The sequence below is a fragment of the Polaromonas sp. P1_F2 genome, from assembly GCF_056405735.1.
Genome location: NZ_JBFUBN010000008.1, coordinates 115,100 through 127,787 on the forward strand (window position 1 = coordinate 115,100; position 12,688 = coordinate 127,787).

A 12,688-nucleotide genomic window follows, 5' to 3' on the forward strand; every position below is an offset into this window, starting at 1 on the left:
TCAGCAGGTGACGGTGTTGACAGGCAGCCTGGCCTTGTCGCGTGACAGGCTGTACAGCGTGATGGCAATGCCCGCGACGGTGATCGATGCTGCCAGCCAGCTCAGTCCGCCCAGGCCGAAGGAGCTGCTCACGACCAGGCCGCCCAGCCAGGCGCCCAGCGCATTGCCCACGTTGAAAGCGCCTATGTTGAGGCTGGCCGCCAGGTTCTGGCCCGCGCCGTGCGCTTGCTGCAGCACGCGCATTTGCAGCGGCGCCACCGTCGCAAAAGAGGCCACACCCAGCAAGCCGACGAAGAGCACCGCGGCCACCGGCGAATGCAGCACAAAACCCATCGCACCCAGCACCAGCGCCGTCGCGCCCAGGGTGACCAGCAGGGACATCCTGAGGCCGCGGTCGGCCAGGCGCCCGCCCAGCAGGTTGCCGATGAAGATGCCGCCGCCGAACACCAGCAGGATGGGCGACACCGCGGCCTCGCTGAAGCCGGTGAGCTGGGTCAGTATGGGCTGGATGTAGGTGAAGATCGCGAACACGCCGGCAAAACCGAACACCGTCATCAAGAGGCCCAGCATCACTTGCGGGCGGGCCAGCCCGGCCAGTTCCTGCCGGATGGAGCCGTTGCCGTTTTCCGCCGCGCTGCGCGGCACGAAGACGGCCAGCACCAGAAAAGCCAGCAGGCCGATCAGCGCCACCACCCAGAAGGTGGAGCGCCAGCCGTAGTGCAGGCCCAGCCAGGCGCCGGCCGGCACACCGAGCAGGGTGGCCAGCGACAGTCCGCTGAACATGATGGCAATCGCCGAAGCCTTGCGCTCGGGCGCGACCAGGCCGGTGGCGACGATGGAGCCCACGCCGAAGAAGGTGCCGTGCGCCAGCGAAGTGATCACGCGCGCGGCCATCAGGCTGCCGTAGTCAGGCGCCAGCGCGCAGGCCAGGTTGCCCAGCGTGAAGATGGCCATCAGCGCCAGCAGCACGGTTTTGCGCGGCAGCTTGCGCGTGGCCAGCGTCAGCACGGGTGCGCCCACCGCCACGCCCAGCGCGTAGCCGGAAATCAGCAAGCCTGCCGAAGCGATGCTGACGCCGAGGTCGGCGGAGACCTGCATCAGCAGGCCCATGATGACGAACTCGGTCGTGCCTATGCCGAAGGAGCCGACGGTGAGGGCCAGCAGGCCTAGAGGAAGTGAAGTGGTTGATTTGCGCGCATCCATGAAAGTCGCCTGTGAAAAAGAGGATGCGACTAGTGTGGAGACGGAGCGGCATCTTGACTAGAATGTCCTGAAGACAATGATTTGTGAATTGAATTCACAATAAACCGCGCCAGAATACCCACCATGCCCCGCATAGACGTCAACCGCTCCGGCGAGATGGAAGCTTTTGTCCAGGTGGTGGACAAAGGCGGTTTTTCGGCCGCGGCGCGCCAGCTGTGCATGACGCCTTCGGCTGTCAGCAAGCTGGTGACCCGGCTGGAAGCGCGGCTCGGCACGCGGCTGGTGAACCGCTCCACCCGCAAGCTGCAGCTCACGCCTGAAGGCACGACGTTTTACGAACAAAGCACGCGCGTGCTGGCCGACATGGACGAGGCCGAGCGTGGCGCGGCCGCTGGCGCCATGCCACGCGGGCGCGTCAGCATCAACGCCAGCATGCCGACCGCGCACCGCCTGCTGCTGCCGCTGGTACCGGCCTTCCACGAGCGCTATCCCGACATCTCGCTGGACATCACGCTGACCGATCGCGTGGTCGACCTGCTGGACGAACGCACCGACGTGGCGATACGCTGGGGGGCGCTGGCGTCGTCGCAACTGGTGGCTCGGCACCTCGGCGACACGGCGCAGCTCATCGTCGGCAGCCCCGCCTACCTGGCACGCCACGGCACGCCGCGCACGCTGCAAGACCTGGAGGCGCACCAGCGCCTGGCCCACACCTTCAAGCGCAACATGCATTACTGGCCGGTGCGCGTGGACGGCCAGATCCAGCAACTGCCGATCACCGGCTATGCGCGCGCCAGTGACGGCGAGGCGCTGCGCCACCTGGTGCTCGCGGGTGCGGGGCTGGCCCGCATGTCCATGTTCCACATCCGCCGCGACCTTGATGCGGGCCGCCTGGTGACGGTGGCAGAGGACCTCAACCCGGGTGAGCGCGAGCCCATCCACGCGGTGTTTGTCGGCCGGGGCGGCCGCCTGCCTGCGCGTGTGCGCGTGCTGCTGGACTTCCTGGTGGAGCAGGTCACGCAGGAGGTGCTCGATGCCGGCGGCGTTGGTCCGGATTACCAGCCCTGACAGCCCCGGGGGCGGCTTGCAGGAATACCCCATCAGTACTTGCCACTAGATAGCTTCCCTATGGTTGCCGCGGCACAACTTGCCTAGCATTGGTAACAAGTCGTAAGGCAACAAGGGCCGCTCCGGCCATGGAGGATGTCTATGCACCGCATTCCTGTTCGCATCCTGGGTTTTGCCCTGTTGCTGCTGTCGCTGGCCGGCTCCGGCTTTGCGCAGGAGCGTTTCACGCCTTCCGCCGACGGCCAGGAGGTCACCGACAGCCGCACCGGCCTGATCTGGCGCCGCTGTGCCGAGGGCATGGTCTTCAAGGGCAAGGCCTGCACCGGGCAGGCAGCTTTCCTGAGCCAGCCCGATGCGGCCACGCGCGCCAAGGCGGCTTCCGCGCCGGGGGTCGAATGGCGACTGCCCATCCTCAAAGAACTGTCCAGCATCGTTTCTGCACGGGAAGCTGACGTCGACAAGGCGGCGATAGACCCCAATGCTTTTCCCGCCACGCCGGTCGCGCGCTTCTGGACTTCCAGCAGCACCGGCCCCGGCTATTTCACCTTTGTGGGGTTCAGCGACGGCAGCGCCGGTGAAGCCCCGCGCGCCACGACCGCCGCGGTGCGGCTGGTGCGCGGCGGCAAATAAGAAGAATTAGAAAGAAGAAAGGGTCTCAGTCCGCCGCCACCTGCAGCACCAGCTTGCCGAAGTTCTCGCCGTTGAAGAGCTTGAGCAGCGTCTCCGGGAAAGTGTCCAGGCCGACGACGATGTCTTCCTTGCTTTTCATGGAGCCGGCCTTGAGGTAGCCGGCCATCTCGGCCACGCCGACGTGGTAGCGGTCGGCGTAGTCGAACACCACGATGCCTTCCATGCGGGCGCGGTTCACCAGCAGCGACAGGTAGTTGGCCGGGCCCTTGACGGGTGTGGTGTTGTTGTACTGGCTGATCGCGCCGCAGATGATGATGCGGGCCCCGCGCGCCAGGCGCGCCAGCACCATGTCGAGGATTTCGCCGCCCACGTTGTCGAAGTAAATGTCTATGCCTTTGGGGCAGTGTTCCTTGAGCCCGGCGCGCACGTCGCCGTTCTTGTAGTCGATGCAGGCGTCAAAGCCCAGTTCCTTGACCACCCAGTCGCACTTGGCCTTGCCGCCGGCGATGCCGACCACGCGGCAGCCCTTGAGCTTGGCGATCTGGCCTACCGTCTGGCCCACCGCACCGGCCGCGCCCGACACCACCACGGTTTCGCCCGCCTTGGGCAGGCCGACTTCCAGCAGGCCGAAGTAACCGGTCATGCCGGGCAGGCCCAGCACATTGAGCCAGGAGGTCAGGCCCAGGCGCGGGTCTATCTTGAACATGCCGCTGCGTTTGACCTGGTCGGCCGGGATCAGGCAGTACTCCTGCACGTCGAGCGCGGCGTTCACATAGTCGCCCACGGCAAAGGCCGGGTTCTGCGAGGCGATCACCTTGCCCACGCCGCCGGCGCGCATCACGGCGCCGATTTCCACCGGCGGGATGTAGCTCTTGGCGTCGTTCATCCAGCCGCGCATGGCCGGGTCCAGCGACAGGTACAGGGTCTTGACGAGCACACCGCCCGGGCCGGGTTCGGCGACGGGCTCGGTGGTGAAGTTCCAGTTGTCGCGGGTGGGCAGGCCGACGGGGCGGCTGGCCAGGCGTATCTGGTGGTTGCTCAGGCTGGTGATGGCGCTCATGGTAGGTGTCTCCGCTGAATCCGTTGAGAAGGGTGTCGCGGCAATGGTAGTGGCGGCATGGCCTTGCGTCAGTCGCGCAGGCGATTCGCGCAGCGGGCCGCGACGGTTTCGGTTTATGCTTTAGAGATGAAACTCCACAACTATTTCCGCTCTTCTTCGTCGTTTCGTGTACGCATCGCGATGGAGCTCAAGGGCCTGAGCTACGACTACATTCCCGTGCACATCGCCAAAGGCGAGCACAAGCAGCCGCCTTACGCCGCCCTGGCCGCCGACACCCTGGTGCCGCTGCTGGAAGTCGACGGCGAAAAACTTTCGCAGTCCATGGCCATCATCGAATACCTCGATGAAAAACACCCCACGCCGGCCCTGTTGCCCGCCGACGCGCTGGGCCGTGCCAAGGTGCGCGCGCTGGCCCAGTCCATTGCCTGCGAAATCCACCCCATCAACAACCTGCGCGTCCTCAAATACCTGGTCAAGGAACTCAAGCTCGACGAAGCTGCCAAGAACGCCTGGTATGTGCACTGGTGCCGCGAAGGGCTGGAAGCCTTTGAGCGCCAGCTGACCCAGTTGCCCGCCTCAACATACTGCTACGGCGACACGCCCACGCTGGCCGACTGCTGCCTGGTGCCCCAGATCTTCAACGCCAAGCGATTCAACGTGAGCTTTGATGGGCTGCCGCGCACCATGGCCGCCTTTGACGCTTGCATGGCGTTGCCGGCTTTCCAGAAGGCCCAGCCTTCTTCCTGCCCCGACAACGAAGCCTGAGCTCGCCGTGCATGCGGATTGGCTGATTCCCGACTGGCCTGTGCCGGCCGGTGTGCGGGCCGTGTTCACCACCCGTGCCGGCGGCCTGTCGGATGCGCCTTATGACAGCATGAACCTGGGCGACCACGTCGGCGACCTGCCGGCCAAGGTGGCTGCCAACCGTTCTTTACTGCGCCAGGCTTTGGGCGGCCACGTGGTGTTCCTGCAGCAGGTGCATGGCAGCGAGGTGCTCGCGCTCGATGCCGCCACGGACGACGGCCAGCAGGCCGATGCCTGCGTGACCCGGGATGCCGGCGTGGCCTGCACCATCATGGTGGCTGATTGCCTGCCGGTTCTGTTCGCGACTGAAGACGGCGCGATGGTGGCCGCCGCGCATGCAGGCTGGCGCGGGTTGGCAGGCGACAAAGGCGGAAAGGGTGTTCTTGAGTCGGTGCATGCCGCGATGAAGACCGATGCCCACATCCTCGCCTGGTTGGGCCCCTGCATAGGGCCTTCGTCTTTTGAGGTCGGCCCTGAAGTCAAGGCGGCATTCGAGGCTGTTCAGCCAGAGGCTGCCAGCCTGTTCGTACCCACCGGCGCGGGCAAATACCTGGCCGACCTGCCGGGCTTGGCGCGGCTGCGCCTGCAGGCGATGGGCATTACCGATATTTATGGCAATGACGGCAGCGATGCCTGGTGCACGGTGCTGAATCCTTCGCGGTTTTTCTCGCACAGGCGCGACGCCGGTCCCACCGGCAACGGCTTCGGCACGACGGGACGCATGGCCGCCTGCATCTGGCGCGCCTGAAGCGCTTCCGTCAGGGATTTTTGGGCGTTGCTTCCGCGGCAGGCACTTGGACTTCGGCGGTTTTTTCGCGTGCGGCCTCCGCATCTGCAGTTTGCTGCAGGAGTTCTTGCGCCGCGCGCTTTTTGAGGGCCTTGCTGCGCGCGGGCGCGCCCATCAGGTAAACCACCAATGCCACAGGGCCCAGTCCATAGAGTACAAAGGTAAACACCGCCCCGAGGACCGTGCCGTTGCTGTTAGTAGCTTCGGCAACGCTCATCATGAGCACCACATAAATCCAGGCGATGACAACCAAATACATAAATACTTGAAACTCTGCGTGCGGTCAGTAATTTTTAAAGCAAATCCTACGATACTGATGGTGTGCTCAAAAGAGTCACCGAGACTCAACATGATCGGGGAGACAGATGAATTCTGACGCAAACCGGGCCCAGGCGGCCCGTCAGATGCAAGAGACCTTTGCCGCGGGCCTGCAGCAGGCCATGGGCGCAATGGCAAACGGCGGCATGCCGCCTGGCTTTGGCTTCCCCAACGGCGCGAATGGGGCTCAGAGCGCCCAGGGCCAGCCCCTGCTGCAGTTCGACCCCACCAAGCTCCAGGAATTGCAGCAACGCTACATCGCGGACGCTTCAGCCCTGTGGAACCAGGGCCTGCAAGACGGCGCCGACACTCTGGTGGCCTCCGACCGGCGGTTTTCCAATGAAGCCTGGAAGGCCAACCCGGTCTCGAAATTCTCCGCTTCCACCTACCTGCTGAATGCGCGCACGCTGATGGAACTAGCCGACGCCGTGCAGGCGGACGCGAAGACGCGCGCGCGTGTGCGCTTTGCCGTCGAGCAGTGGATGGCGGCCACCGCGCCCAGCAATTTCCTGGCGCTCAATGCCGAGGCCCAGCAAAAAGCCATCCAGAGCCAGGGCGAAAGCATTGCACAGGGCATCACCAACCTGCTGCACGACATGAAGCAGGGCCACGTGTCCATGACCGACGAACGTGTCTTCGAGGTCGGCAAGAACGTCGCCACCACCGAAGGCGCGGTGGTGTTTGAAAACGAATTCTTCCAGCTGCTCGAATACAAGCCGCTCACGCCCAAGGTCTATGAAAAGCCCTTTCTGCTGATCCCGCCCTGCATCAACAAGTTCTACATACTTGATTTGCAGCCCGAGAATTCGCTGATCCGCTATGCGGTCAGCCAGGGCCACCGCACCTTTGTGGTCAGCTGGCGCAACCCCGACGAGTCCATGGCCGGCAAGACCTGGGACGACTACATCGAGCATGCCGCCATCAAGGCCATCGAGGTGGTGCAGGAGATCACCGGCGCCAAGACGCTGAACGCCCTGGGCTTTTGCGTCGGCGGCACCATCCTGGGCACGGCGCTGTCGGTGCTGGCCGCACGCGGCAAGAAGCCGGTGGCCAGCGCCACCTTGCTGACCTCATTCCTCGACTTCAGCGACACCGGCATCCTGGACATCTTCATCGACGAAACCTCGGTCAAGTACCGCGAAGCCGAGATGGGGCAGGGCGGTTTGCTCAAGGGCCAGGACCTGGCGTCCACCTTCAGCTTTTTGCGGCCCAACGACCTGGTCTGGAACTACGTGGTGGGCAACTACCTCAAGGGCGAAACGCCGCCCCCCTTCGACCTGCTTTACTGGAACAGCGACTCCACCAACCTGCCCGGGCCTTTTTACGCCTGGTACCTGCGCAACACCTATTTCGAGAACAACCTCGTCAAGCCCGGCAAGGCCGTGGTCTGCGGACAGAAGGTCGACCTGCGCAAGGTCGACATCCCGGTCTACCTCTACGGCTCGCGCGAAGACCACATCGTGCCGGTTGGCGGTGCCTACGCCTCCACCCAGCACCTGCCGGGCCCCAAGCGTTTTGTGATGGGCGCTTCGGGCCACATCGCCGGCGTGATCAACCCGCCGGCCAAGAAAAAACGCAGCTACTGGACGCGCGACAAGCTGCCCCAGGGCAAATACCCCGCCACCCAGGCCGAATGGCTCAAGGGCGCGACCGAGCACCCCGGCAGTTGGTGGACGGACTGGTCGGACTGGCTCAAGGGCCATGCCGGCAAGCAGGTCACCGCGCCCAAGGCCTACGGCAGCCGCAAACACCAGGTCATAGAACCCGCGCCGGGCCGCTACGTCAAGGCCAGGGCCTGAGGCACCGCGCGCGCAGCCCTGTCATCATCTTTTAAAAACCATCTCCGAAACTTCATAAGGGAAACACATCATGGAAGACATCGTTATCGTTGCAGCCGGCCGCACCGCCGTGGGTAAATTCGGCGGCTCGCTGGCCAAGATTCCCGCGACCGAATTCGGCGCGGCCGTCATCAAGGGCGTGCTGGAGCGTTCCGGCCTCAGCGCCGACCAGATCGGTGAAGTCATCCTGGGCCAGGTGTTGACGGCCGGTGTCGGCCAGAACCCGGCGCGCCAGTCCGTCATCAAGGCCGGCTTTCCCAACGGTATCCCGGGCTTGACCATCAACGCGGTTTGCGGCTCCGGCCTCAAGTCGGTGATGCTGGCGGCCCAGGCCGTGGCCACGGGCGACAGCGAAATCGTGATCGCCGGCGGCCAGGAAAATATGAGCGCCGCGCCGCACGTGCTCAACGGTTCGCGCGACGGCCAGCGCATGGGCGACTGGAAGATGGTCGACTCCATGATCGTCGACGGCCTGTGGGACGTCTACAACCAATACCACATGGGCATCACCGCCGAGAACGTCGCCAAGAAATACGGCATCGACCGCGCGGCGCAGGACGCGCTGGCCCTGGCCAGCCAGACCAAGGCCGCGGCCGCGCAGGACGCCGGCAAATTCAAGGATGAAATCATCCCCATCACCATTCCCCAGAAGAAGGGCGACCCAGTGGTGTTTGCCGCCGACGAGTTCATCAATCGCAAGACCAGCGCCGAAGGCTTGGCCGGCCTGCGCCCAGCCTTCGACAAGGCCGGCGGCGTGACGGCCGGCAATGCCTCGGGCCTGAACGACGGCGCCGCCGCCGTGATGGTCATGACGGCCAAAAAAGCCGCGGCGCTGGGCCTCAAGCCCCTGGCGCGCATCGCCAGCTATGCCACCACCGGCCTGGACCCGGCCTACATGGGCATGGGCCCGGTGCCGGCCTCGACCAAGGCGCTGCAGCGCGCGGGCTGGAAAGCCCAGGACCTGGACCTGCTCGAGATCAACGAAGCCTTCGCGGCCCAGGCCTGTGCGGTCAACAAAGAAATGGGCTGGGACACCAGCAAGGTCAACGTCAACGGCGGCGCCATCGCCATCGGCCACCCGATCGGCGCCTCCGGCTGCCGCATCCTGGTGACGCTGCTGCACGAGATGGCGCGCCGCGACGCGAAAAAAGGCATCGCCAGCCTGTGCATAGGCGGCGGCATGGGGGTTGCCCTCACACTGGAGCGCTAAGCTTGCGGTAACTATGTTCCAACAGGCACATATCGTGCATACGAAGCGATAGCGTTCAGGGAACGCAGTGGAACAGTTCTACGGTATTCAGAGAATTCACAAAATCATTCAAGGAGATCGCAATGGCAAAAAAAGTAGCGTACGTCACGGGCGGCATGGGCGGCATTGGAACCGCCATCTGCCAGCGCCTGGCGAAAGACGGGTTCACGGTGATCGCGGGCTGCGGGCCCACGCGCGACTACACCAAGTGGATTGACGAGCAAAAAGCGCTGGGCCACACTTTTTACGCCTCGGTGGGCAATGTCGGCGACTGGGATTCCACCGTCGCGGCCTTCGACAAGGTCAAGGCCGAACACGGCCCCGTGTCGGTGCTGGTCAACAACGCCGGCATCACGCGCGACGGCCAGTTCCGCAAGATGAGCAAGGCAGACTGGGACGCGGTGATCTCCACCAACCTCAACAGCATGTTCAATGTGACCAAGCAGGTCATCGAGGGCATGATCGAAGCGGGCTTCGGCCGCATCGTCAACATCTCGTCGGTCAACGGCCAGAAGGGCCAGTTCGGCCAGGTGAACTACTCCACCGCCAAGGCCGGCCTGCACGGCTTCACCATGGCGCTGGCGCAGGAAGTCGCGGCCAAGGGCGTGACGGTCAATACGGTGAGCCCCGGCTACATCGGCACCGACATGGTCAAGGCCATCCGCCCCGACGTGCTGGAAAAAATCGTGGCGGGCGTTCCGGCCAAACGCCTGGGGCAGCCCGAAGAAATCGCCTCCATCATTGCGTGGATCGCATCCGAAGAAGGCGGTTATGCCACCGGCGCCGACTTCTCGCTCAACGGCGGCCTGCACATGGGCTGAGTGCCGCGGGCGCGCTTGCCGCGCTTGTTGAAAAACCCGCTTCGGCGGGTTTTTTTATGGCCCGACGACCGCCGCGCCTGGGGGTTACGCGAAAAAGTCAGGGCAGAGCTTCGAAAGAAACATAGCGTCCCTTGACCTCAAGCGCGGTGTCGGGCTTTTCCGGCGTCTCCGCCGCTTGCTGGAATCCCAGCGACAGGAAGATGCCGTGCTCCGGCAGCCATACGTACTCCGAGCGGCGTTCGGCGGACTGCTCGCTGGTATGGCTGCGGCAACTGATCTTTGAATAGGCGCCGCTGAAGCCGGCGCCAATGCTCGTGCCGTCCAGCTGGCCCGAGCGCTCGCAATGCTGGCGGCGCTGGTAGCGCGTGGTTTGCAGCGTCAGGCTCTTGCCGTCTGTGTCGGATAAGCGGTCCATCACCAGGTCCAGCTTCCATGCGGCGGAGTCGGGTGCCCCGCCTTCGGGTTTGCCGCTGAGGGATTCAGCGGAGTCGTTGTACCAGCCGACCCGCCCCAGCAGGTCATGCACCAGCGGCGCGACTTCGCGGCTGCGCGTGTGCACCGAAAACAGGTTGCGAAAAAGGACGTAGCGCTCCTGGTAGATCACGCTGCGGCCTCCCAGGTCATACCAGTCGTCCTGGCGCATGACCAGGCCATTGCCCATGGGTTGCAGCGTCACGCGGATTTCAACTTCCACCAGTCCGGCCGGCGAGGAATAGCTGCGCCGGGTGGCGTACTTGAATGAGCGTGTGACGGGTTTGCCGAACGACGGATCCAGCACGGCTGCCGTGGCGACCACCTGGGGCGAAATGTCCGAGAGTGCCAGCGGCTGGTAGGGATGCAGGTAGGCGGCTACAGCCAGCACTACCGCGATCAACATCAACGGCGCCCACCAGTAGCCGATCAGCCGGTTTCGCGTGACGGAGGGCGTTGAAGTCGGCATGCGGCAATTGTAGGCAGCGCCATGCCGCCGGCCCCCTGGTTTACCCTCGATGGCGAGAGTTCGATTGGCCCTCTCCATGGCAAACGTCCTGCAAGGGCGTGGGGGTTTTGGCGGATGCCCGGCCGCGCATCTGTAGTAAATTCATTGAACGTGTTCTACGGGGACAGCCCGCTTGCCGGGCTGCGTCGCAGGCCTTCCTTGGAGCCTGAAAGGGTTCTTCACCGTTTCCAGAAGGAATCCCTCTCGCATGCCCCATAGCGTCTCCCTGATCAGCACCATCGCCGCCGGCCTGGGCCTGGCCCTTGTGTTTGGTTTTCTCGCGGTGCGGCTTCGTCTGCCCGCGCTGGTGGGCTACCTGCTGGCGGGCGTGATCATCGGGCCCTTCACGCCCGGCTTCGTGGCCGATGCGGAGATCGCCAGCCAGCTCGCCGAAATCGGCGTGATGCTGCTGATGTTCGGCGTGGGCCTGCATTTCTCGCTCGACGACCTGCTGGCGGTGCGCAAGATCGCGGTGCCCGGCGCCGTCGTGCAGATGACGGTGGCGACCGCGCTGGGCATGGGCCTTGCGCACTGGTGGGGCTGGAACCTGGGCGGCGCGCTGGTGTTCGGCCTGTCGCTTTCGGTGGCCAGCACCGTGGTGCTGCTGCGCGCGCTCGAGAGCCGCGGCATCCTCGATTCGGTCAACGGGCGTATCGCCGTGGGCTGGCTGGTCGTCGAAGACCTTGCCATGGTCCTGGTGCTGGTGTTGCTGCCGCCGCTGGGCGGCTGGCTGTCGGGCAAGGTCGATGCCGACGTCAACGCGCTGTGGAAAACGCTGGGCATCACGCTGCTGCAGGTAGGCGGTTTTGTGGCCCTGATGCTGGTGGTGGGACGCCGCTTCTTCCCCTGGGTGCTGTGGCAGGTGCAGCGCACCGGTTCGCGCGAGCTGTTCACGCTGTGCGTGGTGGCCGCCGCCGTGAGCATCGCCTTCGGCGCCACGGCGCTGTTCGGTGTGTCTTTTGCGCTGGGCGCTTTCTTCGCCGGCATGGTGATGCGGGAATCCGAGTTCAGCCACCGTGCCGCCGAAGAATCGCTGCCCCTGCGCGACGCTTTCGCCGTGCTGTTCTTCGTGTCGGTGGGCATGCTGTTCGACCCCTGGGTGCTGCTGGAGCGGCCGCTGCAGGTGCTGGCCGTGGTCGGCATCATCATCGTGGGCAAGACGCTCGCGGCCGGCGTGCTGGTGATGGCCTTCCGCTATCCGCTCAACACCGCGCTCACGGTCTCGGCCAGCCTGGCGCAGATCGGCGAGTTTTCCTTCATCCTGGTCGGCCTGGGCGCTTCGCTGGGCCTGCTGCCGCCCGAGGGGCAAAGCCTGGTGCTGGCCGGCGCCCTGATCTCGATCGCGCTCAATCAGCTGGTGTTCAAGGCGGTGGAGCCGCTGCAGCAGTGGATACTGGCCAAGTCGCCGCTGGCGCGCAAGCTCGAAGCGCGTGACGACCCGACCGCCGAACTGCCGGCCACCACGGACGAAAAATACCTGTCGCACCACGTGGTGCTGGTCGGCTACGGGCGGGTGGGGCGTCGCATCGCCGAGGCGCTCAAGGAAAATCACATCCCTTTTGTGGTGGCCGAGCAGAACCGCGAAGCGGTGGAGCGGCTGCGGGCGCAGGGCATGGCCGCCGTGTCGGGCGACGCGGTGGAGGCCGAGGTGCTGGTGCAGGCGCACATCGCGCAGGCGCGCATGCTGGTGATCGCCACGCCCGACACGCTGGACGTGCGGCAGATGGTGGCGACGGCACGGGCGCTCAACCCGGCCATTGAAATCGTGGTGCGCACCCACAACGAGGCCGAAGCGCGGCTGCTAGCCAGCGAGAAGGCCGGCAAGATTTTTCTCGGTGAGCATGAACTCGCGCAGTCCATGACCCGCCATGTGCTGGAGCGCTCCGGCGCGGCCGCGTCGGCCGCAACACCAGGCGCAAGCCACTAGCGCT

General features: G+C 64.9%; 12 protein-coding genes. 8 read left to right on the forward strand and 4 right to left on the reverse strand.

The genetic code is table 11. The annotated features are described in order from the left end of the window. Positions 1 to 1,203, reverse strand: a complete 1,203-nt coding sequence (locus AC1D0O_RS16740; RefSeq protein WP_477654630.1) for an MFS transporter — start codon at positions 1,201 to 1,203, stop codon at positions 1 to 3. Positions 1,204 to 1,326: 123 nt separating this feature from the next. Between AC1D0O_RS16740 and AC1D0O_RS16745 the strand changes: the two genes are divergently transcribed. Both AC1D0O_RS16745 and AC1D0O_RS16750 read left to right on the forward strand, forming a co-directional pair. Then, the gene (locus tag AC1D0O_RS16745; RefSeq protein ID WP_477654631.1) at positions 1,327 to 2,271 is read left to right on the forward strand and encodes a LysR substrate-binding domain-containing protein; all 945 of its coding nucleotides are present in this window, start codon (positions 1,327 to 1,329) and stop codon (positions 2,269 to 2,271) included. Positions 2,272 to 2,412: 141 nt separating this feature from the next. After that, positions 2,413 to 2,901, forward strand: coding sequence for an Lcl C-terminal domain-containing protein (locus AC1D0O_RS16750; protein ID WP_477654632.1), 489 nt, complete (start codon positions 2,413 to 2,415; stop codon positions 2,899 to 2,901). A gap of 25 nt (positions 2,902 to 2,926) precedes the next feature. Here the strand turns inward: AC1D0O_RS16750 and AC1D0O_RS16755 are convergent, their stop codons facing one another. After that, positions 2,927 to 3,961, reverse strand: coding sequence for an NADP-dependent oxidoreductase (locus AC1D0O_RS16755; RefSeq protein ID WP_477654633.1), 1,035 nt, complete (start codon positions 3,959 to 3,961; stop codon positions 2,927 to 2,929). Between the two features lie 126 nt (positions 3,962 to 4,087). On the opposite strand from AC1D0O_RS16755, the gene maiA reads away from it, so the two are divergent. Beyond that, a complete protein-coding gene (gene maiA, locus AC1D0O_RS16760) occupies positions 4,088 to 4,726 on the forward strand; it encodes a maleylacetoacetate isomerase (protein WP_477654634.1) in 639 nt (212 codons plus the stop codon). Between the two features lie 7 nt (positions 4,727 to 4,733). Beyond that, positions 4,734 to 5,513, forward strand: a complete 780-nt coding sequence (pgeF, locus tag AC1D0O_RS16765; protein WP_477654635.1) for a peptidoglycan editing factor PgeF — start codon at positions 4,734 to 4,736, stop codon at positions 5,511 to 5,513. A 10-nt stretch (positions 5,514 to 5,523) separates the two neighbouring features. Here pgeF and AC1D0O_RS16770 read toward each other — a convergent pair whose 3' ends face one another. Beyond that, positions 5,524 to 5,811, reverse strand: coding sequence for a hypothetical protein (locus AC1D0O_RS16770; RefSeq protein ID WP_477654636.1), 288 nt, complete (start codon positions 5,809 to 5,811; stop codon positions 5,524 to 5,526). A gap of 106 nt (positions 5,812 to 5,917) precedes the next feature. Here AC1D0O_RS16770 and phaC point away from each other — a divergent pair, with 106 nt between their 5' ends. The 3 genes from phaC (at position 5,918) to phbB (ending at position 9,778) form a co-directional block, all read left to right on the forward strand. Further along, entirely contained in the window at positions 5,918 to 7,669 is a 1,752-nt protein-coding gene (gene phaC / locus AC1D0O_RS16775; RefSeq protein ID WP_477654637.1) for a class I poly(R)-hydroxyalkanoic acid synthase, read from the forward strand. 70 nt (positions 7,670 to 7,739) lie between these two features. Beyond that, complete coding sequence (locus AC1D0O_RS16780) at positions 7,740 to 8,918, forward strand: acetyl-CoA C-acetyltransferase (RefSeq protein ID WP_436154087.1); 1,179 nt, start codon at positions 7,740 to 7,742, stop codon at positions 8,916 to 8,918. A 122-nt stretch (positions 8,919 to 9,040) separates the two neighbouring features. Continuing rightward, positions 9,041 to 9,778: an acetoacetyl-CoA reductase gene (phbB, locus tag AC1D0O_RS16785; protein WP_477654638.1), complete on the forward strand. Its 738-nt coding sequence runs from the start codon at positions 9,041 to 9,043 to the stop codon at positions 9,776 to 9,778. Positions 9,779 to 9,875: 97 nt separating this feature from the next. On the opposite strand, the gene AC1D0O_RS16790 is transcribed toward phbB, so the two are convergent. Continuing rightward, positions 9,876 to 10,718 (reverse strand): hypothetical protein, encoded by an 843-nt coding sequence (locus AC1D0O_RS16790; RefSeq protein ID WP_477654639.1) that lies wholly within the window; start codon positions 10,716 to 10,718, stop codon positions 9,876 to 9,878. Positions 10,719 to 10,965: 247 nt separating this feature from the next. Between AC1D0O_RS16790 and AC1D0O_RS16795 the strand changes: the two genes are divergently transcribed. Beyond that, positions 10,966 to 12,684 carry a cation:proton antiporter domain-containing protein gene (locus AC1D0O_RS16795; RefSeq protein ID WP_477654640.1) on the forward strand — a complete coding sequence of 573 codons (1,719 nt, stop codon included), beginning with the start codon at positions 10,966 to 10,968 and terminating at the stop codon, positions 12,682 to 12,684. Positions 12,685 to 12,688 lie beyond the last annotated feature (4 nt).

Excerpts from the sequence above, each read along its gene's own strand:
- AC1D0O_RS16740 (WP_477654630.1), bottom strand. The coding sequence starts at position 1,203 with ATGGATGCGCGCAAATCAACCACTTCACTTCCTCTAGGCCTGCTGGCC.
- AC1D0O_RS16745 (WP_477654631.1), top strand. The coding sequence starts at position 1,327 with ATGCCCCGCATAGACGTCAACCGCTCCGGCGAGATGGAAGCTTTTGTC.
- AC1D0O_RS16750 (WP_477654632.1), top strand. The coding sequence starts at position 2,413 with ATGCACCGCATTCCTGTTCGCATCCTGGGTTTTGCCCTGTTGCTGCTG.
- AC1D0O_RS16755 (WP_477654633.1), bottom strand. The coding sequence starts at position 3,961 with ATGAGCGCCATCACCAGCCTGAGCAACCACCAGATACGCCTGGCCAGC.
- maiA (WP_477654634.1), top strand. The coding sequence starts at position 4,088 with ATGAAACTCCACAACTATTTCCGCTCTTCTTCGTCGTTTCGTGTACGC.
- AC1D0O_RS16770 (WP_477654636.1), bottom strand. The coding sequence starts at position 5,811 with ATGTATTTGGTTGTCATCGCCTGGATTTATGTGGTGCTCATGATGAGC.
- phaC (WP_477654637.1), top strand. The coding sequence starts at position 5,918 with ATGAATTCTGACGCAAACCGGGCCCAGGCGGCCCGTCAGATGCAAGAG.
- AC1D0O_RS16780 (WP_436154087.1), top strand. The coding sequence starts at position 7,740 with ATGGAAGACATCGTTATCGTTGCAGCCGGCCGCACCGCCGTGGGTAAA.
- phbB (WP_477654638.1), top strand. The coding sequence starts at position 9,041 with ATGGCAAAAAAAGTAGCGTACGTCACGGGCGGCATGGGCGGCATTGGA.
- AC1D0O_RS16790 (WP_477654639.1), bottom strand. The coding sequence starts at position 10,718 with ATGCCGACTTCAACGCCCTCCGTCACGCGAAACCGGCTGATCGGCTAC.
- AC1D0O_RS16795 (WP_477654640.1), top strand. The coding sequence starts at position 10,966 with ATGCCCCATAGCGTCTCCCTGATCAGCACCATCGCCGCCGGCCTGGGC.